16 protein-coding genes, 1 pseudogene and 1 riboswitch are annotated in these 18,744 nt (G+C 72.7%); of the genes and pseudogenes, 9 read left to right on the top strand and 8 right to left on the bottom strand.

Translation table 11 applies throughout. The annotated features are described in order from the left end of the window. The first annotated feature begins 203 nt into the window (after positions 1-203). Complete coding sequence (recQ, locus tag AB0G56_RS40935) at positions 204-2,174, top strand: DNA helicase RecQ (protein WP_360981071.1); 1,971 nt, start codon at positions 204-206, stop codon at positions 2,172-2,174. Positions 2,175-2,522: 348 nt separating this feature from the next. Here the strand turns inward: recQ and AB0G56_RS40930 are convergent, their stop codons facing one another. Both AB0G56_RS40930 and fahA read right to left on the bottom strand, forming a co-directional pair. Continuing rightward, positions 2,523-3,461 (bottom strand): M56 family metallopeptidase, encoded by a 939-nt coding sequence (locus AB0G56_RS40930; protein ID WP_360981068.1) that lies wholly within the window; start codon positions 3,459-3,461, stop codon positions 2,523-2,525. Positions 3,462-3,852: 391 nt separating this feature from the next. Then, positions 3,853-5,064: a fumarylacetoacetase gene (gene fahA / locus AB0G56_RS40925; RefSeq protein WP_360981065.1), complete on the bottom strand. Its 1,212-nt coding sequence runs from the start codon at positions 5,062-5,064 to the stop codon at positions 3,853-3,855. Positions 5,065-5,562: 498 nt separating this feature from the next. Here fahA and AB0G56_RS40920 point away from each other — a divergent pair, with 498 nt between their 5' ends. Next, positions 5,563-6,369: an HAD family hydrolase gene (locus tag AB0G56_RS40920; protein WP_360981062.1), complete on the top strand. Its 807-nt coding sequence runs from the start codon at positions 5,563-5,565 to the stop codon at positions 6,367-6,369. Positions 6,370-6,379: 10 nt separating this feature from the next. Here AB0G56_RS40920 and AB0G56_RS40915 read toward each other — a convergent pair whose 3' ends face one another. After that, positions 6,380-6,874, bottom strand: coding sequence for a transglycosylase SLT domain-containing protein (locus AB0G56_RS40915; RefSeq protein WP_360981060.1), 495 nt, complete (start codon positions 6,872-6,874; stop codon positions 6,380-6,382). Between the two features lie 4 nt (positions 6,875-6,878). Then, positions 6,879-7,071, bottom strand: a riboswitch (cyclic di-AMP (ydaO/yuaA leader). Between the two features lie 673 nt (positions 7,072-7,744). Between AB0G56_RS40915 and AB0G56_RS40910 the strand changes: the two genes are divergently transcribed. The 4 genes from AB0G56_RS40910 (at position 7,745) to AB0G56_RS40895 (ending at position 12,226) form a co-directional block, all read left to right on the top strand. Next, positions 7,745-8,755 (top strand): polyprenyl synthetase family protein, encoded by a 1,011-nt coding sequence (locus AB0G56_RS40910; protein ID WP_360981057.1) that lies wholly within the window; start codon positions 7,745-7,747, stop codon positions 8,753-8,755. A 299-nt stretch (positions 8,756-9,054) separates the two neighbouring features. Next, a complete protein-coding gene (locus tag AB0G56_RS40905) occupies positions 9,055-10,299 on the top strand; it encodes a DUF2092 domain-containing protein (protein WP_360981054.1) in 1,245 nt (414 codons plus the stop codon). A gap of 33 nt (positions 10,300-10,332) precedes the next feature. Then, positions 10,333-11,334, top strand: a complete 1,002-nt coding sequence (locus AB0G56_RS40900) for an ABC transporter ATP-binding protein (RefSeq protein ID WP_360981051.1) — start codon at positions 10,333-10,335, stop codon at positions 11,332-11,334. After that, positions 11,321-12,226: an ABC transporter permease gene (locus tag AB0G56_RS40895; protein WP_360981049.1), complete on the top strand. Its 906-nt coding sequence runs from the start codon at positions 11,321-11,323 to the stop codon at positions 12,224-12,226. The genes AB0G56_RS40900 and AB0G56_RS40895 overlap by 14 nt, the downstream gene beginning before the upstream one ends. A gap of 24 nt (positions 12,227-12,250) precedes the next feature. Here AB0G56_RS40895 and AB0G56_RS40890 read toward each other — a convergent pair whose 3' ends face one another. Beyond that, complete coding sequence (locus AB0G56_RS40890) at positions 12,251-12,778, bottom strand: DUF6668 family protein (protein WP_360981046.1); 528 nt, start codon at positions 12,776-12,778, stop codon at positions 12,251-12,253. A 176-nt stretch (positions 12,779-12,954) separates the two neighbouring features. Here AB0G56_RS40890 and AB0G56_RS40885 point away from each other — a divergent pair, with 176 nt between their 5' ends. Further along, positions 12,955-14,376 carry a tetratricopeptide repeat protein gene (locus tag AB0G56_RS40885; protein WP_360981043.1) on the top strand — a complete coding sequence of 474 codons (1,422 nt, stop codon included), beginning with the start codon at positions 12,955-12,957 and terminating at the stop codon, positions 14,374-14,376. An 88-nt stretch (positions 14,377-14,464) separates the two neighbouring features. Here AB0G56_RS40885 and AB0G56_RS40880 read toward each other — a convergent pair whose 3' ends face one another. After that, positions 14,465-14,950, bottom strand: coding sequence for a VOC family protein (locus AB0G56_RS40880; protein WP_360981040.1), 486 nt, complete (start codon positions 14,948-14,950; stop codon positions 14,465-14,467). A gap of 21 nt (positions 14,951-14,971) precedes the next feature. Here AB0G56_RS40880 and AB0G56_RS40875 point away from each other — a divergent pair, with 21 nt between their 5' ends. Further along, positions 14,972-15,613, top strand: coding sequence for a CGNR zinc finger domain-containing protein (locus AB0G56_RS40875; protein ID WP_360981037.1), 642 nt, complete (start codon positions 14,972-14,974; stop codon positions 15,611-15,613). A gap of 63 nt (positions 15,614-15,676) precedes the next feature. Here AB0G56_RS40875 and rarD read toward each other — a convergent pair whose 3' ends face one another. Together rarD and AB0G56_RS40865 are read right to left on the bottom strand one after the other, a co-directional pair. Continuing rightward, positions 15,677-16,837: an EamA family transporter RarD gene (gene rarD / locus AB0G56_RS40870; protein ID WP_360981034.1), complete on the bottom strand. Its 1,161-nt coding sequence runs from the start codon at positions 16,835-16,837 to the stop codon at positions 15,677-15,679. A 153-nt stretch (positions 16,838-16,990) separates the two neighbouring features. Continuing rightward, on the bottom strand, positions 16,991-17,845 hold the full coding sequence (locus AB0G56_RS40865) for an SDR family oxidoreductase (RefSeq protein WP_360981031.1): 855 nt from the start codon (positions 17,843-17,845) through the stop codon (positions 16,991-16,993). A gap of 91 nt (positions 17,846-17,936) precedes the next feature. On the opposite strand from AB0G56_RS40865, the gene AB0G56_RS40860 reads away from it, so the two are divergent. Further along, positions 17,937-18,422, top strand: a complete 486-nt coding sequence (locus AB0G56_RS40860) for a helix-turn-helix domain-containing protein (RefSeq protein WP_360981028.1) — start codon at positions 17,937-17,939, stop codon at positions 18,420-18,422. Between the two features lie 13 nt (positions 18,423-18,435). On the opposite strand, the pseudogene AB0G56_RS40855 reads toward AB0G56_RS40860, so the two are convergent. Continuing rightward, positions 18,436-18,744 (bottom strand): annotated as a pseudogene (locus AB0G56_RS40855) (2-oxoacid:ferredoxin oxidoreductase subunit beta); the annotation flags it as partial.

The following is an 18,744-nucleotide window of genomic DNA, read 5'->3' as shown; positions in this document are numbered from 1 at the left end:
AGCCGGTGGCCGTTCATCTATGCGGGCACCATCCCGATGCCGGAGCAAACCCCCGGATCAGGTCGAACCCGTACACCACTTCCCTGGACGCAACCTTGGCCCTAGCGCGCCCGGGGGCAGGCCTGTGGATAACTCCGAGGTTGTCGGCGGCGCCCCCTATCGTGGAGGGAGTGGTCGAGGGACGACGTACGGGGGACGAGACGATGGACGGGACAGGCGGTGTCACCGAGATGGCAGTGACGGACAGCGAGGCGCTGGCCACGCTGCGCCGGGTCTTCGGGTACGAGGCCTTCCGGGGCGAGCAGGAAGCGGTCATCGAGCACGTGGTGACCGGCGGCGACGCGGTCGTGCTCATGCCCACCGGTGGCGGCAAGTCCCTGTGCTACCAGATTCCGGCCCTGGTCAGACCCGGTACGGGCATCGTGGTCTCGCCGCTGATCGCCCTCATGCAGGACCAGGTGGACGCCCTGCGCGCCCTCGGTGTGCGCGCCGGCTTCGTCAACTCCACGCAGGACTTCGACGAGCGGCGGGTGGTCGAGGCGGAGTTCCTGGCCGGCGAGCTGGACCTGCTCTACCTGGCGCCGGAGCGGCTGCGCCTGGACGCCACGCTCGACCTGCTCTCGCGTGGCAAGATCTCCGTCTTCGCCATCGACGAGGCGCACTGCGTCTCGCAGTGGGGCCACGACTTCCGCCCCGACTACCTGGCCCTGTCGCTGCTGGGCGAGCGCTGGCCGGACGTGCCCCGCATCGCGCTCACGGCGACCGCCACCCGCACCACGCATCAGGAGATCACCGCGCGGCTGAACATGCCGCACGCCCGGCACTTCGAGGCCAGCTTCGACCGGCCCAACATCCAGTACCGGATCGTCCCCAAGGCCGACCCCAAGAAGCAACTGCTGGCCTTCCTGCGCGCGGAGCACGCGGGCGACGCGGGCATCGTGTACTGCCTCTCGCGCAACTCGGTGGAGAAGACCGCCGAGTTCCTGTCGGCCAACGGCATCCAGGCGGTGCCGTACCACGCGGGCCTGGACGCGGGCACGCGCGCCGCGCACCAGTCGCGCTTCCTGCGCGAGGAGGGCCTGGTCGTCGTCGCGACCATCGCCTTCGGCATGGGCATCGACAAGCCGGACGTCCGGTTCGTCGCCCACCTCGACCTGCCCAAGTCCGTCGAGGGCTACTACCAGGAGACCGGCCGCGCGGGTCGCGACGGCCTGCCGTCCACGGCCTGGATGGCCTACGGCCTCAACGACGTCATCCAGCAGCGCAAGCTGATCCAGTCCGGCGAGGGCGACGAGGCCTTCCGCCGCCGGGCCGCCGCCCACCTGGACTCGATGCTCGCCCTGTGCGAGACGGCCACCTGCCGCCGCGGACAGCTCCTCGCCTACTTCGGCCAGGACCCCGACCCGTCCGGCTGCGGCAACTGCGACACCTGCTTGACCCCGCCGGAGACCTGGGACGGCACGGTCGCCGCCCAGAAGGTGCTGTCGACGGTCGTCCGGCTCCAGCGCGAGCGCGGACAGAAGTTCGGCGCCGTGCAGATCATCGACATCCTGCTGGGCAAGCGCACCGGCAAGGTGATCCAGTTCGACCACGACCAGCTCTCCGTCTTCGGCATCGGCACAGAGCTGTCCGAGGGAGAATGGCGCGGCGTCGTACGGCAGTTGCTGGCGCAGGGCCTGCTCGCGGTCGAGGGCGAGTACGGCACGCTGGTGCTGACCGACGCGAGCGGCGCGGTGCTGCGCGCCGAGCGCGAGGTGCCGCTGCGCAAGGAACCGAAGCGGCCGGCCACCTCGCGGTCGGCCTCGTCCTCCTCCGGGCGGAGCAAGGGCAAGACCGCCGTGGCCGAGCTGCCCGAGCACCTGCTGCCCGCCTTCGAGGCCCTGCGCGCCTGGCGCGCCGAGCAGGCCCGCGAGCAGGGCGTCCCCGCGTACGTCATCTTCCACGACGCCACGCTCCGCGAGATCGTCACGGTCTGGCCGGACTCGGTCGCCCAGCTCGGCACGGTCGGCGGGGTCGGTGAGAAGAAGCTCGCGACGTACGGGGAGGGCGTGGTCGGGGTCCTGGAGTCACTGGCGGCCCCGGCCGGCGACCGCCCAGGCACGGTCCCCGGCACGGGACCCGAACCGGAAGCGGGCCCCGAGCCCGAGCCCGAACCGGACGACGACTGGATATAGACGGCTGGGCACAGGGGACGGGAGGGCCGAGAGTGGCCGCACGCCGCATGGTCACAGCGCGCGTGAGGCGTACGCCCTGACATCCGCGTCCGCCGTGGCCGTGGTCAGGGCGGCACGGGCGGGGGCCGACGAGGCGTGCCGCGTCAGCGCCAGGAACGCGGCCTTGCGGACGTTGCCGTCGGGGTCGGTTCGCGGAGGGCCTTGGCCAGGGCGGGCACGGCGGCTTGTCGATGGCCTCGTCCGGGCCGACGCCGACGCGTCGCGGGGCGCGTACGAGGGTGCCGTCGGCGGCGGAGCCGATGCTGGTGGAAACCTTCGCTGTCGGCCGGGGCCTGCGGGCGCGCCGCGTCAGCCCAGTGCCGTCAGCCCCGGCGCGAACGTGATCAGCAGCGGAAGCAAGGGCACCAGGGCCGCCACGGTCGTGGTCAGCGCTCTGCGCCTGCGGTCCAGCCGGGGCGGGGGCTCCAGGAGGCGGTCCACCCGCTCACCGAGCAGACGGTGGCTGGAGGCACAGGAGAGGACCCCGCGGTGCTGGTTGAGTTCGATCAGGGCGAGAGCGGTGGTGAGGTGGCCGTGGCGGCGGGACGCGGTGTCGTCGGCGGCCAGTTCGACCAGGCGATGGGTCTGGTCGCAGAAGTGCGCGAAGAGCGGGACACGCGGGAAGCCGGTCGCCAGCGCCGTCGACAGGTGCAGCAGCCAGTCGTGGTGCGCGCGGGCGTGCCCGCGTTCGTGGGCGAGCACGGCGTCGAGCTGGTGGCCCGTCAGACGACGCAGCGCGCCGGTGGTGACGACGAGCTGGGGCGGGTGGCCGGGCATCCACCAGGCGTCGGGGTACTCGTCCTCCAGCACCAGCATCGGCCCGCGCGCCAGGGGAAGGCCCGCGGGCAGGTCCGGGGCCCGCTCCCGCAGGTGCGCGCGGGCCAGACCACGGCGGCGGCGGGCCTCGGCCAGTTCGCGGCCGAGCATCGCGGTGGTCCAGGCGGCGCCGCACGCAAGCAGCAGGGTGAGGGCGGCGGCCCAGGCCGGCGCGACCGACAGGTCGTAAGCGGCGGTCACCGCGGGCGGTGCGGGGGCGAACACCCGGTCGCGCACGGTGTGGAAGACGGCCGCCGCGCCCAGCACCAGGGCGGCCAGGCAGCACAGCAGGACGGTGGCCACCAGGCACTGCCAGACCCAGAGTGCGACCACGGGTTCCCGCTCGGGCCACTCCGCCCGGGTCAGAGCGCGGGGAACCGGCACGGCGGCCGTCAGAGCGACGGCGCTCAGCAGGAGCAGGCAGACGGTCATGCCACGGTCTCCGGTCCTGATCGGAGGTGGGCGGATGTCGGGTCGTGCGGTGGGGCGTGATGGGCGGTGCGGTGCGTGGTGCGGTGGAGCGGGATGTGGCTGTGCGGTGCGGTGCGTGGTGCGGTGGAGCGGGATGTGGCTGTGCGGTGCGGTGGAGCGGGATGTGGTGCGGGGCGTGCTGTGCGGCATGCGATGCGGTGGTGCCGGGAGCCGGGCCGCGGTCGTACCGGCGGGTGGTTCGCGGTGGTGCCGTGCGGACCGTGCGGGCGTGGTGCGCGCGCCGGTGTGGTGCGCGCGCCGCGCGGCCTACCCAGTATGACGGGGACGGGCCCCACGAGTCATGGTCCGGCGGCAACCGACCCGCACGGCATCCGCAATGACGGCTACGGCGTCACCCCGCCACGATCCGCCCCGTCACCTCTCCCAACCCCACCCGGGTCCCGTCCGCACCCGGGGCCCACGCCGACAGCGTCACCACGTCCCCGTCCTCCAGGAACGCACGCTTGCCGTCCGGGAGTTCGAGCGGTTCACGGCCGTTCCACGTGAGTTCCAGGAGCGAGCCGCGCTGGGCGGGCTCCGGTCCGCTCACCGTGCCCGACCCGTACAGGTCGCCGGTGCGCAGCGAGGCACCGTTGGCGGTCATCTGGGCCAGTTGCTGGGCGGCCGTCCAGTACATGGTGGAGAAGGGCGGTTCGGACACGACGTGGCCGTTGATCGCGATGGAGATCCGCAGGTCGTAGCCGCCGGGCTCCTCCCCGGTGTCGTCCAGGTACGGCAGCAGCCGGTGCGTGCGGTGCGGTGGAGCCAGCCGCGCGTCCTCCAGGGCGTCCAGCGGAGTGATCCACGCCGACACCGACGTGGCGAACGACTTGCCGAGGAAGGGGCCGAGCGGGACGTACTCCCAGGCCTGGATGTCCCGTGCCGACCAGTCGTTGAGCAGACAGAGCCCGAAGACGTGCTCGCGGAAGTCCGCCAGGGCCACCGGCTGTCCGAGCCGCGAGGGCACGCCCACCACGAAACCGACCTCGGCCTCGATGTCCAGCCGGACGGAGGGCCCGAAGACGGGGGCGGGGTCGGTGGGCGCCTTCCGCTGTCCCGAGGGGCGTACGACGTCCGTGCCCGACACGACCACCGTGCCGGAGCGGCCGTGGTAACCGATCGGCAGGTGCTTCCAGTTGGGGGTCAGCGAGTCCCCGGCGTCGGGGCGGAAGATCTGGCCGACGTTGCGCGCGTGGTTCTCGGACGCGTAGAAGTCGACGTAGTCCGCGACCTCGAACGGCAGGTGGAGCGTGACCGAGGACAGTGGGTGCAGGAACTGTGCCACCGTCTCCTGGTGGGCGGGCACGGTCACCCACGCCGTCAGCGCACGCCGCACGTCCGACCAGGCGGTGCGGCCCGCGGCGAGCAGCGGGTTCAGGGTGGGCCGCGCCAGCAGGGCGGCGTAGGGGGAGCCGAGCGCCAGTGCCGCCGCGCCCGCGTCGAGGACGTGGTCGCCGAGCCGGACGCCGACGGTCCGTTCCTGCGATCCGGCGCGGGAGAAGACACCGTAGGGAAGGTTGTGTGGACCGAAGGGGTCGCCCTCGGGGACCTCGAAGGGGGGCATCGGGTTCTGCCTCTCTTTCGTGTGCCGTGCGTTCCGTGGGGCGCAGGCGGCGGCCGGGCCACACGGTCATGTGGTCGCGCCACACGTTACGGAAGAGGTGCCGTCTTGGGCAGGGGACAAAGAGTCCGCAATGTCTGGATTGGGCTTGCCGGGGCGGTCAATTGCGCCTCAGTGCCCTTGGAGACGGACGGGGCGGGCGGGGCGAACGGGGTGGGTCCGTCCCGCAGGAGGACGAACTGTGCGCGGAGCACGGCACCCCGAGCCCGACGGCCACCTTCCCGCAGTCGTACGACGGCACCGTGGCGTTCGCCGAGAAGGCGCGCTCCCGTTGGCGGCCACCCGGCCACCCGGCCGTCACCCGCCACCGACCCGGCCTCACCACCCGGCACCGACCCGGCCCCACCACCCGGCACCGCCGCCGCATGGGCGCGGCCCACCGGACACGACGCCCCGTTCCCGTGCGTCACCCGCGTGGCGGATGATCCGTATTCTCTGATCATGCCCGTTCGCCTCGCCCCCGCCCTCATCGCCACGGACCTGGACGGAACGCTGCTGCGCGGCGACGACACCCTGTCCGAGCGTTCCCTCGCCGCGCTCGCGCGGGTGGCGGCGGCGGGCGCCCGGCACCTCGTCGTGACCGGCCGGCCGGCACCGAGGGTGCGGTCGCTGCTCAAGGACCTGGGGTGCACGGGGCTCGCGGTCTGCGGCCAGGGCGCGCAGCTCTACGACGCCGGGGCGGACCGCCTGCTGTGGTCGGTGACGCTGGACCGGGAGACGGCCGAGACGGCGCTCGGCAAGATCGAGGCCGAGGTGGGCGAGGTGTACGCGGCGGTCGACCAGGACGGGGTGGACGGGCGCACGCTCATCGAGCCCGGGTACCGCATGCCGCACCCGACCCTGCCCGCCCAGCGGGTGGGGCGGCGCGACGACCTGTGGCGCGCGCCCATCAGCAAGGTGCTGCTCCGCCATCCCGGCCTGTCCGACGACGAACTCGCGGAGGCGGCCCGCGGTGTGGTCGGTTCCCTCGCCACGGTCACCATGTCGGGCCCGGGGACCGTGGAACTGCAGCCCCGCGGCATCACCAAGGCGACCGGTCTCGCGCTGGCCGCCGGGCGTCTGGGGCTGGGGCCCGAGGACACCCTCGCCTTCGGGGACATGCCGAACGACATCCCCATGTTCCGGTGGGCCGCCCGCGGGGTGGCGATGGCCGACGCCCACCCGGAGCTGAAGGCGGTCGCCGACGAGGTCACCACGTCGAACGAGGACGACGGCGTGGCCGTCGTCCTCGAGCGACTGTTCACCTGACTCGGTCGGCTCAGTACGCGCTGTAGACGTTGTCGATGGAGCCGTAGCGCGCGGCTGCGTAGTTGCAGGCGGCCGTGATGTTGGAGACCGGGTTGTAGATGTCGAACGACGTGCCGGCCACGTGGTAGGCGTTGAAGGTCGGCTGGATGACCTGGAGCAGGCCCTTGGACGGGATGCCCGCGGCGGCGTTGGAGTCCCAGTTGTTGATGGCCATCGGGTTGCCGGACGACTCGCGCATCACGTTGCGGTAGATGCCGTTGTACGTGCCGGGGATGCCCTTCTGGCCCATGATCGCGAGCGACTCGCGGATCCAGCCGTCCAGGGTGTTCGGGTAGGCGACGCTGCTCGCCGCCGTGGCGGTGGTCGTGGCCGTCGTGGTGGTGGCCGCGGAGGCGCTGGCGGCGCCGATCAGGGGCAGGGCGAGGACGGCGGCACCCGTGCCGGAGACGGCGAGGGTGCGGACGAGGCGAGCGGTGCGGGAACGGCGGTGACCGTTTGCGTGCATGGCGGATTCCTCTCCGTCGCCTGCGAGGTGAGCTGTCGGGTTCGGGCGGGGAGGTGCCCGGCCGCGCCCCGGAGGGCGCGGCTTCACCCCGAGCCGTTCCGGCGCGGCGTACGACGTGGGACGACGTACGCCGCTCCGGCCCGGCGACTTACCTGGGTCCCCCGCTCCTGCCATGAGTGGTTCGGTCGATGGATATCGGGCGGTGGCAGGATTCGGCGGTCCGCCCGACTGGCCGGGAACGTATGCGAGAGCACATGTCCCGAACAAGTACCTGATTCATACATCGCCCTAGTTGACCTTGTTCTGGGGTGTTTCGGGTGCTTGATCCTTTGCATTCGCCAAGGGTCAACTGGCTTGCGGAGGAAGGGGAGTGGGGGGTGTCCGGGGGGTGATGGGTCGGCGGTGCGAGCGTGACTCAACTCACGGAATAATCCACTGAGGAGCATTTACGGCCAAGAGGAATTGAAATACCAATAGGGGTAAATCGGACTCGCGGTGGTGAGGGTGAAGCGGAGGGGAGGGGGAATCGGGAACGAGGGTGTGGTGCGGGACGTGATGCGAAGGGTGGAAGGGTGACGGTCGTCACGCTTGGTGAGGCCGTGGCCCTGTTCGTACGTATGTATAGGCGGGGGCGGGTTCCGGGGAAGGGTGAGAGCAGGGAGGGGGCCGGGTAGGGAGGAGGGAGTCGATAAATATCTGTTCATATGTGGTGATCGAAAACATATCGGTCGTGATCCGATACCACCTGGCCTGTATCGGTGGGCGCTATCGGTGATCGAAACGTGACCGGATACGCTGACTTGAGTGATGGCAGCGACCTATCGACAAACCGTGTAACGCCAGCAGACACCAGCAGACAGGAGACCCCTCGTGACCGTCGTCGGGCCGTTCGGGCTGAGCGTGCGGGACCAGGCTCTCGAAGCCGATGTCCAGGCCGGGTTGGCGGCTGTCGAGGAAGGGCTGCTCGAAGCCACCAAGAGCGAGGTCCCGTTCATCACGGAGGCCGCTCAGCACCTCGTCAAGGCCGGCGGGAAGCGGTTCCGTCCGCTGCTCGTGATGCTCGCGGCCCAGTTCGGTGACCCGTACGCGCCGGGGGTCGTGCCGTCGGCCGTCGTCGTGGAGCTGACCCACCTGGCCACGCTCTACCACGACGACGTCATGGACGAGGCCGCCGTGCGGCGCGGAGTGGCCAGTGCGAACACTCGCTGGGGCAACTCGGTGGCGGTGCTCACCGGCGACTTCCTCTTCGCCCGGGCCTCGCAGATCCTCGCCGACCTCGGCCCGGAGGCCGTCCGGGTGCAGGCCCTGGCGTTCGAACGGCTGGTCACCGGGCAGATCCTGGAGACGGCGGGCCCGCAGGACGGCAGGGACCCCGTCGAGCACTACCTGGACGTACTGGGCGGCAAGACGGGATCCCTGGTGGCCGTGTCGTGCCGGTTCGGCGCGATGATGTCCGGGGCCGACGAGACCGTCGTTGACGTGCTCACGCAGTACGGGGAGCGGCTCGGCGTCGCCTTCCAGCTGGCGGACGACGTCCTGGACATCGCTTCCGACTCCCACGAGTCCGGCAAGACACCCGGCACCGACCTGCGCGAGGGCGTCGCGACCCTCCCGGTGCTGCGGCTGCGCGAGCGCGCGGCGCGGCTGGGGCTGGCCGAGGACATCGCCCTGTGTGAACTGCTCGACTCCGACCTGAGCGACGACGCGCGGCACGCCGAGGCGCTGGCGGCGCTGCGCGCGCATCCGGCTCTGGAACAGGCGCGCCGCGACACCGTCCGGTACGCGGAGGAGGCGCGGGCCGCACTGGCGCCGCTGCGCGAGTGCGACGCGAAGGCGGGGCTGCTCCAGCTGTGCGACGCGGTCGTGCACCGGGCCGGCTAGCCGGGCCCGGACCTCCAGGGGCCACCGGCTACCGGCCACCACCGGCCCGGCCCCGCTCACCTGGGCCGGAGGGCGGCGTCTCCACCCCGACCCCTACGGGGTGGTGGAGACTCCGCCCTTGTGTGTCATACCGCAGAGGTACACGGAGTTGGCTCCGGGGTCTGACGCTTTCGCGCGGCCGATTTGGTCAGATGGAAGCACGGACCACACCACTCCTCACCGATTCGGGTGAGAATGGCGGCTTGGGGTGGGAGAAGTGCACACGGGCAGCCGCCGCCGACGACGGAGGTAAGGCACACATGGCACCGTACGAATCCGACGACAGCAGGGACGCCGCGGAGGCCGACGGCAGGCACTCGGTGCGCCGCAAGGCCGCGCGCTACGTCGTCCCGGTCGCGGTGGTGGGGGTGGCGGCGGCGACCATCGGGCTCGTCCCGGCACTCGCCGACTCCGGCGACCCTCACCTGCCGAAGATCACCGCACAGCAACTGATCGAGAAGATCGCCAAGTCGGACGTCGAGCGACTGTCCGGCACGGTCAGGATCACCACCGACCTCGGCCTGCCGAACCTCGGCGGCCTGGAGAGCAGCCTCGCCTCCGGCGCCGTCAAGGGCGGCGGCGACGGATCGTCCGCCGATCCCACCTCCAAGCTGACCGGGCTGATCTCCGGCACGCACACGCTGCGCGTCGCCGCCGACGGACCGGACCGGCAGAAGCTCTCGCTGATCGAGAACGCCGCCGAGTACAACCTCATCCACAACGGCAAGGACATCTGGGGCTACGACAGCAAGTCCAACGAGGTCTACCACGGCACCGCCGCCCAGGACGGCGCCAAGGGGAAGGACCGGAAGGTCCCCGCCACGCCCAAGGACTTCGCCGACGAGGCCCTGAAGTCGGTCGACGACACCACCTCGGTCACCGTCGACGGCACCGCACAGGTCGCCGGGCGGGACGCCTACAAGCTGGTCATAGAGCCCAAGCACGCCTCCGGCACCACCGTCGGGGCGATCAGTATCGCGGTGGACTCCAAGACCGGGATGCCGCTGAAGTTCACGCTGACCCCGGCGAGCGGCGGCGCCGCCGTGGTCGACGCGGGCTTCACCCAGGTCAGCTTCGCCGCGCCGGCCGCCTCCACGTTCGACTTCACCCCGCCCAAGGGCGCGAAGATCACCGAGGAGAAGGACGACAAGGCGGGCGAGCACGGGCTCAAGCCCGGCGCCCCGCACCAGGACTTCACCCCGCCCAAGGACTTCTCGCAGGACAAGGGCCTGGGCAAGGACGGCGTGAAGGTCATCGGCAAGGGCTGGAACTCCATCGCCGCCTTCGACACCGGCGGCAAGGGCGGCCTCCCGACGAGCCACTCCGGCAGCGGTGACCTGAGCGGCTTCCTGGGCTCGCTCGGCGACCACGTGAGCGGCAAGTTCGGCAAGGGCACGGTCTTCTCCACCCGCCTGGTCAACGCTCTGATGACGGACGACGGCAAGGTCTACGTCGGAGCCGTCACCAAGGACGCCCTGGTGAAGGCGGCGAACACCGGGCGGTGAGCACGCCGGAGACTCGACGGAGCGGGGGAGCCGATGGACGACGCGGACGGCGGGCGCGCCCGTGAGAGCGGCGGCGGGCGAGGCCGTGACGGCAGTGACGGTGACGGCAGTGTCATCCGCACCCGCGCCCTCACCAAGCGCTACCGCGGCGGCCAGCTCGCCGTCGACGGTCTCGACCTGACCGTTCCGGCGGGCAGCGTCTTCGGCTTCCTCGGTCCGAACGGCTCCGGCAAGACCACCACCATCCGGATGCTGATGGGGCTCATCGAGCCCACGTCCGGCACCGCGCGGGTCCTGGGGCAGCCCATGCCCCGGTCCGCGCGCACCGTGCTCCCGCACGTCGGCGCGCTGATCGAAGGACCCGCCCTGTACGGCTTCCTCTCCGGCCGGGACAACCTGCTGCGCTACGACGCGGCCGACCCGACCGCCGACCCGCGCACCCGGCGCGCCCGGACCGCCGCCGCGCTGGACCGGGTCGGCCTGACGGCGGCCGCAGGCAAGAAGGCCAGGACCTACTCCCTGGGGATGAAGCAGCGCCTCGGGCTCGCCGCCGCACTGCTCCGGCCCCGCAGACTGCTCGTCCTGGACGAGCCGACCAACGGACTCGACCCGCAGGGCATGCGGGAGATCCGCTTTCTCGTGAGGGAGCTGGCCTCCGACGGCACGACGGTCTTCCTCTCCTCCCACCTCCTCGACGAGATCGAGCAGGTGTGCACGCACGCGGCGGTGATGACCCAGGGCCGGCTCGTCACGCAGGGCGCGGTGGCCGACCTGGCCGCCGGGGCGCGCGGCCGGCTGGTGGTCACCACGCCCGACGGGGCGGAGGCGGCCCGGGTGCTCAAGGAACGGGGCATCGGCGACGTGGTCGTCACGGAGGACCGGGTGACCGGCGAGCCACCGGCCGGCGATCTGGCCGAGGTGAACGCGGCGCTGGTGGCGGCAGGTGTCCGTGTCCGCGGTTTCGGAGTCGAACGCGCCTCGCTGGAGGACGCGTTCGTGGCACTCACCGGGGAGGGATTCGATGTCGCGGACTGAGGCGGCGGGCCTGACCGAGCCACCGGTGCGCGGGGCGGTCGGAGCGCACCCGCACCCCCTGTGGACCCTCGGCCTGCTGCGCAACGAGCTGACGGCCACCTTCCGGCGTCGGCGCACGCTCGCCCTGCTGGGCGTGCTGGCCGCCGTGCCCGTCCTCGTCGGGGTGGCCGTGCGGATCGAGACGCGCAACGGCTCCTCGGCCGGGGGAGGCGGCGGTGGAGGACCCGCCTTCATCGCGCAGATCACCAACAACGGACTGTTCCTGGTCTTCACCGCACTGGCCGCGACCCTGCCGTTCTTCCTGCCGCTGGCGGTGGGCGTGATCGCGGGCGACGCGATCGCCGGCGAAGCCGGGGCCGGCACCCTGCGCTACCTGCTGGTCGCCCCCGCGGGCCGCACCCGACTGCTGCTCACCAAGTACGCCACGACCATCGCCTTCTGTCTGGTCGCCACCCTAGTGGTCGCCCTCTCGGCCCTCGCTGTGGGCGCGCTGCTCTTCCCGCTCGGCGACCTGACGACGATCTCCGGCACCCGGATCACCTTCACGGATGGGCTGGGCCGCGCCCTGCTGATCGCCGTCGTCGTCGCCGTCTCCCTGACCGGCATCGCCGCGCTCGGCCTGTTCGTCTCGACGCTGACCGACAGCGGCATCGCCGCCATGGCGACGACCGTGGGCCTGCTGATCACCGTTCAGATCGTCGACCAGATACCTCAGCTGCACGCGGTCCAGCCGTACCTCTTCCCGCACTACTGGCTCTCCTTCGCCGACCTCATGCGCGAACCGGTCTACTGGGACGGGCTGGTCAAGAACCTGGAGCTGCAGGCGCTGTACGTGGGGGTGTTCGGCTCGGCGGCCTGGGCACGGTTCACGGCCAAGGACATCACCGCGTAGGGCCGCCGGCGGCCGGTGGTGGACTCATACCGTGCCGGTGAGGCGGGCCAGCGGCTCCGTCCCGCGCGGCGGCCGGCCGCTCAGGTCGCCCAGGCGCCAGGCCGCAATCCACGGCACGCGGTGGACGTCGACGACGGCCTCGATCGGCCCCACCCGCTGCGCGAGCGGGCGCGGCAGCCGTCCCGGCGCGTCCGCGACGAGCACCACGGCGTCCAGGTCGAGGCCGGCCGGCGCCCCGCCGCCGCGGAACACCTCGACCGCCCGGACGACGGCTTCCAGCCCGGCCGCGTGCGTGCGGGCGACGAGCAGGACCGAGCGCGGCGCGTCCGGCCCGGGCCAATGGCGTCCGCAGTCGTGACCGCCGTAGACGGCGGCGAGCGTGGTGGTGCCCGCGCCGCCGTGCGTCGCCACCCAGGAGTACCGCCTGGGCGTCGCCCGTGGGAGCGCCCCGGCGGCGACCGGCCCCGCCGGCGCCGGCGCCCCGGCGTCCGCTCCGGTGGCCACCGGCCCGCGGACCCATATCTCCGGTCCCTGCCGCATGTCCGTTCGCATGCCCGTTCCCTCCGTGGTCACCACGACGATCTTGGCGCTCGCAGCGTTACCCCGATCACAGGGCAGCGGTTCCTGGTGCGAGTCTGTGACGTCGCGGTGACGTGGAAACCGCAGGCGAGCAGGGAGACTCGACAGTACGCGCAGGACCGGATGGCACGCATCCGAGTGAGGGAGCCATGTACCGACTGAGCCGCGAGAAGAAGCGGGAACACAAGCGCGCCGTGCGCTCGGCGGCGGCCACGGCGACACCGATCGCCGTCCACGTGCCCCCGTCCGGGCCCGTGGACACCGCGGGCGGCAGCGCCTGGGCCTCGGTCGGTGGCGTGCGGGTGGACTCGGCGCCCGGCGAGGAGATCCAGCAGGCGGTGCTGAACCACCTCCACCGCATCGCCCTGACCACTGGCCGCCCCGTCCTCGCCACGGTCACCGACGAACGCATCGGCTACGTCGTCCCCCTCCGGGTCCACGGCGACGGTTCCAGCACGTTCACGGCCCAGCCCCTGCGCACGACGCCCCCGGAGCCGGGGCACGGGCCGCAGCCGAGCCCCGGGGCCCGCGCGGCGCAGCCGCCGAAACCCGAGGAGCCGCGGGGCCCGGGCGGACCCCAGCCGGACAGCGTGACGCACGTACTGCGACAGGTACCGCAGCCGTCCCGGGGTCCGGCGGCGCCGCAGCCGTCCCCGGAGCCGGTGGAGCCGCCGCAGCCACCTCAGGCAGTGCCCGCGGTGCGGTCCTCCGCGGCGCCCGCGCCCGCCTTCGTGCCGCGCTCCGAGCCTGCCCCCACGGACGACGGCCGCGACGACGGGACGGCGCAACCCTCCCCGGCCACCCCGCCCGGTACGGCCGCGGCCCCGACGGGGAGTTTCGGGCCGCCGCCGGTGATGGACGCGGGGCCGCCGGCCGCGGCCGGTCTGCGCCCGGCGGCGCCGAACCCCGCGCCCCTGCCCGCCGAGCCCGCACCCCTGCCCGTCTCCGCCCCCGTCTCCCGGCCCACCCCGGCCATCGATCCCGCGGCCGTCGTCGACCTCGATCCTGATCCCAAGCCCGCCCCCGCCCGCGGGTTCGACGCCGTGGCCGAGGCCGTGCTCGGCGACGACCCCAGGACACTGGCGGGCGAAGGAGGCGCGGTCCTGCTCGCCGAACCCCTGGCCCAGGTCAACGAGGCCGTGCGGGCGGGCCGCATCGACGAGGCGGCGACCCTCGCGGAACGCACCGTCACGGAGGCCTCCGCCACCCTCGGCGCGACCCACCCAGAAGTGCTGCGGGTGCGCGAACTGTCCGCGTACATCGCCTACCTGGCCGGTGACCCGCTGCGCGCCTTCGTCCTCTCCCTCGACCTGGCCCGCATCCACCTCGGAGCGGGCGACGCCGAGGGCGCCTACGGTGACGTCCGCAGCGCGGCCACCGCCTGGCGGGCCGTCCGCGATCCCGAGGAGGGCCTGCGCCTCGGTGATGAGCTGCTCGGCCTGTGGACCGAGCTGGCCGCCGAGGACGGCCCGGCCACCGAGGACGTCGACCAACTGGAGTCGGCCCGCGCCCGCATGGACCGCCTCACCGAGCGGGCCCGCAGGCAGGCGGCCTCCGGCCAGGCCGACTGACCGCCGCGGCCGGCCGGGCCGGACCGCCGCGGTCCGGCCCGGCCGCAGCCCGGCTCCGTGCCGGACGCGGGCCGGCCGCGTCGGGCGCTCAGTGCACGCAGAACTCGTTGCCCTCCGGGTCCGCCATCACCACCCACTGTCCGGCGCTCTCCCGCACCTCCCGCAGGACGCTCGCGCCGAGTGCCTTCAGCCGCTCCACCTCCTGCGCCCGCCGGCCGTCACCGGGGTGCAGGTCGAGGTGGAGGCGGTTCTTGCCGGCCTTCGGCCCGGGCACCCGCTGGAAGAGCAGCCGGCGCCCGAGCCCGGTGCCGCGCTCGGGGTCGTACGGGTCGTCCGGATGCCGTACGGCGATCAGGTCCCGGAAGGCCGGGCGGCCGTGGTACTCGACGGTGGCCGCGCCCGGCAGCGCGCCGAGTTCCAGCAACCGTTCGACGAAGGCGCTGTTGTCCTCCGTCTCGTAGTGCAGCGCGCCCGCCCAGAAGTCGGCCTGGGCGTGCGGGTCGGTGGCGTCGATGACGAGTTTCCAGTGCACCGGCGCGGGTGTGGGGGCCGTGGACGTATCTGTCTCGGTCATGTAACCAGTTATATTGGTTACATGAACCCGCGGGCAACGGAAACGCCGGAACCGGCTCCCGGACTGACCCTGACCACGCACGACGGCAGGCCCTACCGCTTCGACCCGGGCGCGCTGTGCCTGGAACTGCTGGCCACGGGCGGCCCCGGCCCCTTCGCCCGCCACGAGACGCTGCACGCCCCTGCAGACCTGGCCGACTGGGCCGCTCGCAGCCGGCTCGCCGACGGTCTCGGCCTCACCGTCACCGACGACGAACTGGCGCGCGCCCGTGCCGTCCGTGACGCCCTGTTCCTGCTCACCGCGGACCGCGCGCACGGGCGCCCGCCGCGCCGCGCGCACCTGGACGTGGTCAACGAGGCCGCTGCGGCCCCGCCGCTCGTCTCCCGGCTGACCCCCGAGGGCACCCGCGCCTGGGCGCCGGGCGCCACCGGCGCCCGTCTGCTCGCGACGGTCGCCCGTGACGCGATCGACCTCTTCACGGGTCCGTACGCCGACCGCGTCCGGGAGTGCGGCGCCCATGACTGCTACCTGCTCTTCGTGGACACCTCGCGCCCGGGCCGACGGCGCTGGTGCGCGATGGAGCACTGCGGGAACCGCGAGAAGGTCAGGGCGCACCGCGCCCGCACCGGCGGTACCGGCCGAACCGCACAGGACGGCCCCTGACCTGGGCCCCGCCGCTCCCGACGCCCCGCCCCCTCCCGACGCCCCGGCGTCTCGCTCGACGTCCTAAGCCTCCACCGCTCCGGAGTCCAACGGCGCGGCCCCGGCGGGACCGCAACCAGGAGCGGGGGCGGGAGCGGCCCCGGGAGCGAGGGCCGGATCGGGAGTGGCAGCCGGGTCGGAAGCGAGAACTGCATCGGGAGCGTGAGCCGGATCGGGAGCGGAGTCCACCGCCGGTGCCTGCCCCGCCACGACCCTGCTCGGCGTCCCGCCGCCCGCCGAGCGGTCGTCCGGCAGGACGCTCCCGGGGGCGCGGAGACCGGCGCGGACCTGGGCGGCCCGGCGGGCCGAGCGCAGTCCGTCCCAGGTCAGCAGGGACAGCGCCAGCCAGACCAGGGCGAACCCGGCCCACCGCTCGGCCGGCATGGACTCATGGAAGTAGACGACGCCGAGCAGGAACTGGAAGACCGGCGCGAGGTACTGGAGGAGGCCGAGGGTGGACAGCGGCACGCGGATCGCCGCCGCGCCGAAGCAGACCAGCGGCAGCGCGGTGACCACACCGGTGGAGGCGAGCAGGAGGGAGTGGCCGGCGCCCTCGCTCGCGAAGGTGGCGCCGCCGTGCGCGCCCAGCCAGAGCAGATAGGCGAGCGCGGGCAGGAACTGCACCGCGGTCTCGGCGGCCAGCGACTCGATGCCGCCGAGGTTGACCTTCTTCTTCACCAGCCCGTAGGTGGCGAAGGAGAAGGCGAGGCAGAGGGAGATCCACGGCGGCTGGCCGTAGCCGATGGTGAGCACGAGCACGGAGGCGGCGCCGGTGCCGACCGCCGCCCACTGCACGGGCCGCAGCCGTTCCTTGAGGATCAGCACTCCCATCGCGATGGTGACCAGCGGGTTGATGAAGTAGCCGAGCGAGGCCTCCACGACGTGCCCGCTGTTCACCGCCCATATGTAGACGCCCCAGTTGACGGTGATCACCGCGGCGGCGACCACGATCAGCGCGAGCCTGCGCGGCTGCCGCAGCAGTTCCCCGGCCCAGGCCCAGCGCCGTACGACGACGAGCGCGACCACGACGAACGCCAGGGACCACACCATCCGGTGGGCGAGGATCTCCATCGCGCCGGCGGGCTTGAGCAGCGGCCAGAAGAGCGGGACGAGTCCCCACATCCCGTAGGCCGCGAAGCCGTTCAGCAGTCCTGTGCGCCCCTCGCCGCCCGACTTGTCGGTCACGGGCCCTCCCCCTTCGTGGCTTGCCTGGCCGCCTCCTGGTGCGGCAAGCAAGAAGGTAGCGCCGGGCACTCCCGCCTGTCATGCCCGTATCGCCATACGGTCATGACAGGCGGATGGGCGGGAGCGAGCCGAGTGGGCGGGCCCCAGCGGGCCTCAGCCCTTGAGGGCGGCGCCGATCGCCTCGGCCAGCGGGGTGGTCGGGCGGCCGGTCAGGCGGGACAGGTCACCGCTGTCGACCACCAGTTCGCCCTTCTCGATGGAGGCGTCGACGCCGGCGAGGATCGCGGCGAACGGCTCCGGCAGCCCCGCGCCGGTCAGGATGCCCTGGAACTCCGCCACGGAGACCTGCCGGTACACGATCTCCTGGCCGGTCTGCCGGCTCAGCTCGGCGGCGAACTCCGCGAAGCCCCATGCCTCGTCGCCGCCCAGTTCGTACGTCTTGTTCTCGTGGCCCTCGCCGGTGAGCACCGCGACGGCGGCCGCGGCGTAGTCGGCGCGCGAGGCGGCGGAGAGCCGGCCGGCGCCCGCCGCGTGCACGACGGCGTGGTGCTCCAGGACGGGGGCGAGGTTCTCGGTGTAGTTCTCGTGGTACCAGCCGTTGCGCAGCAGTACGTACGGCAGGCCGGAGGCCAGCAGGGCCTCCTCGGTGCCGCGGTGGTCGTCGGCGAGGGCGGCCTTCAGGCTGCCGGGCGCGCTGGTGTAGGCGAGCAGCGCGACACCGGCCGCCTTGGCGGCCTCGATGACGACCCGGTGCTGCTGGACACGGCCCTTGTCGAACTCGTTGCCGGAGACCAGCAGCACTTTGTCGCCCGCCGTGAACAGGCCGTCGAAGGTCTCGGGCGCGTTGTAGTCGGCGACCGCGATCCGCACGCCGCGCCCGGCGAGGTCGGCGGCCTTCTCGGGGGTGCGGACGACCGCGGTGATCCGGTCGGCGGGGACCTTCTCCAGCAGTTGCTCCACGACGAGGCGGCCGAGGTGTCCGGTGGCTCCGGTGACGACGATGCTCATGAGGGGAATCTCCTTGTGGGGTGCGTCTGGAACTAACCCTAGGAGATGCGCTAACTCAGCGAAAGTACCCACTTTGAAGTAAGGTACCCCCATGACCGTAAGTGTGAGTGCGCGGGCGAACCGGGCGGCGGCCACCGCGGGGGCGCGGCCGGTTCAGGACGCGGCGCAGTGCCCGTACCGGCTGGTCCTGGAGCACGTCACCAGCCGCTGGGGCGTGCTGGTCCTGATCGAGTTGCTGGAACGGCCCTACCGGTTCAGCGAGTTGCGCCGCGCTGTCGGCCGGGTGAGTGAGAAGGGGGTCAGCGAGAAGATGCTGACCCAGACGCTCCAGACGCTGGAGCGCGACGGGCTGGTCCACCGCGACGCCAAGCCCGTCATCCCGCCGCGCGTCGACTACTCGCTCACCGGGCTCGGCCGCGAGGCCGCCGAGCAGGTGCGGGCGCTCGCCGAGTGGACCAAGGAGCGCATGGCGGACGTGGAAGCGGCCCGGGAGGCGTACGACGAGGCCCGGGAGGCGTACGACGAGGCCCGGCAGGGCTGTGACGAGGCCCGGGCGTTGAACCCCCGGGCCTCGTGAGCGACCGCCGGACTCAGCCGGTGACGGTCCAGGTGTCGCTGCCGGTGAGGAGGGCGGTGAGGTCGCCCTTGCCGTGCTGTTGGGCGGCGGTGTCGAGCTGGTCGGCCATGAGGGTGTCGTAGACGGGACGTTCGATGTCGCGGAAGACGCCGATCGGGGTGTGGTGGAGGGTGTCGGGGTCGGCGAGGCGGGACAGGGCGAAGGCGGTGGTGGGGGAGGCGGAGTGCGCGTCGTGGACGAGGAGGTCGGCTTCGTTGCCGGGGGTGACGGTGACGACGTGGAGGTCGCCGGTGCGTGGGTCGCGCAGGACGCCGTGTTCGCC

It is taken from the genome of Streptomyces sp. NPDC021356 (genome assembly GCF_040641015.1).
Taxonomy (GTDB): Bacteria; Actinomycetota; Actinomycetes; order Streptomycetales; family Streptomycetaceae; genus Streptomyces.
This window is presented reverse-complemented; position numbering and strand designations above follow the sequence as displayed.

Coding starts and splice junctions, on each gene's coding strand:
- AB0G56_RS40905 (WP_360981054.1), top strand. CDS start 9,055: ATGGCACCGTACGAATCCGACGACAGCAGGGACGCCGCGGAGGCCGAC.
- AB0G56_RS40900 (WP_360981051.1), top strand. CDS start 10,333: ATGGACGACGCGGACGGCGGGCGCGCCCGTGAGAGCGGCGGCGGGCGA.
- fahA (WP_360981065.1), bottom strand. CDS start 5,064: ATGCCCCCCTTCGAGGTCCCCGAGGGCGACCCCTTCGGTCCACACAAC.
- AB0G56_RS40865 (WP_360981031.1), bottom strand. CDS start 17,845: ATGAGCATCGTCGTCACCGGAGCCACCGGACACCTCGGCCGCCTCGTC.
- AB0G56_RS40920 (WP_360981062.1), top strand. CDS start 5,563: ATGCCCGTTCGCCTCGCCCCCGCCCTCATCGCCACGGACCTGGACGGA.
- AB0G56_RS40890 (WP_360981046.1), bottom strand. CDS start 12,778: ATGCGAACGGACATGCGGCAGGGACCGGAGATATGGGTCCGCGGGCCG.
- AB0G56_RS40875 (WP_360981037.1), top strand. CDS start 14,972: ATGAACCCGCGGGCAACGGAAACGCCGGAACCGGCTCCCGGACTGACC.
- recQ (WP_360981071.1), top strand. CDS start 204: ATGGACGGGACAGGCGGTGTCACCGAGATGGCAGTGACGGACAGCGAG.
- AB0G56_RS40930 (WP_360981068.1), bottom strand. CDS start 3,461: ATGACCGTCTGCCTGCTCCTGCTGAGCGCCGTCGCTCTGACGGCCGCC.
- AB0G56_RS40880 (WP_360981040.1), bottom strand. CDS start 14,950: ATGACCGAGACAGATACGTCCACGGCCCCCACACCCGCGCCGGTGCAC.
- AB0G56_RS40885 (WP_360981043.1), top strand. CDS start 12,955: ATGTACCGACTGAGCCGCGAGAAGAAGCGGGAACACAAGCGCGCCGTG.
- AB0G56_RS40860 (WP_360981028.1), top strand. CDS start 17,937: ATGACCGTAAGTGTGAGTGCGCGGGCGAACCGGGCGGCGGCCACCGCG.
- AB0G56_RS40915 (WP_360981060.1), bottom strand. CDS start 6,874: ATGCACGCAAACGGTCACCGCCGTTCCCGCACCGCTCGCCTCGTCCGC.
- AB0G56_RS40895 (WP_360981049.1), top strand. CDS start 11,321: ATGTCGCGGACTGAGGCGGCGGGCCTGACCGAGCCACCGGTGCGCGGG.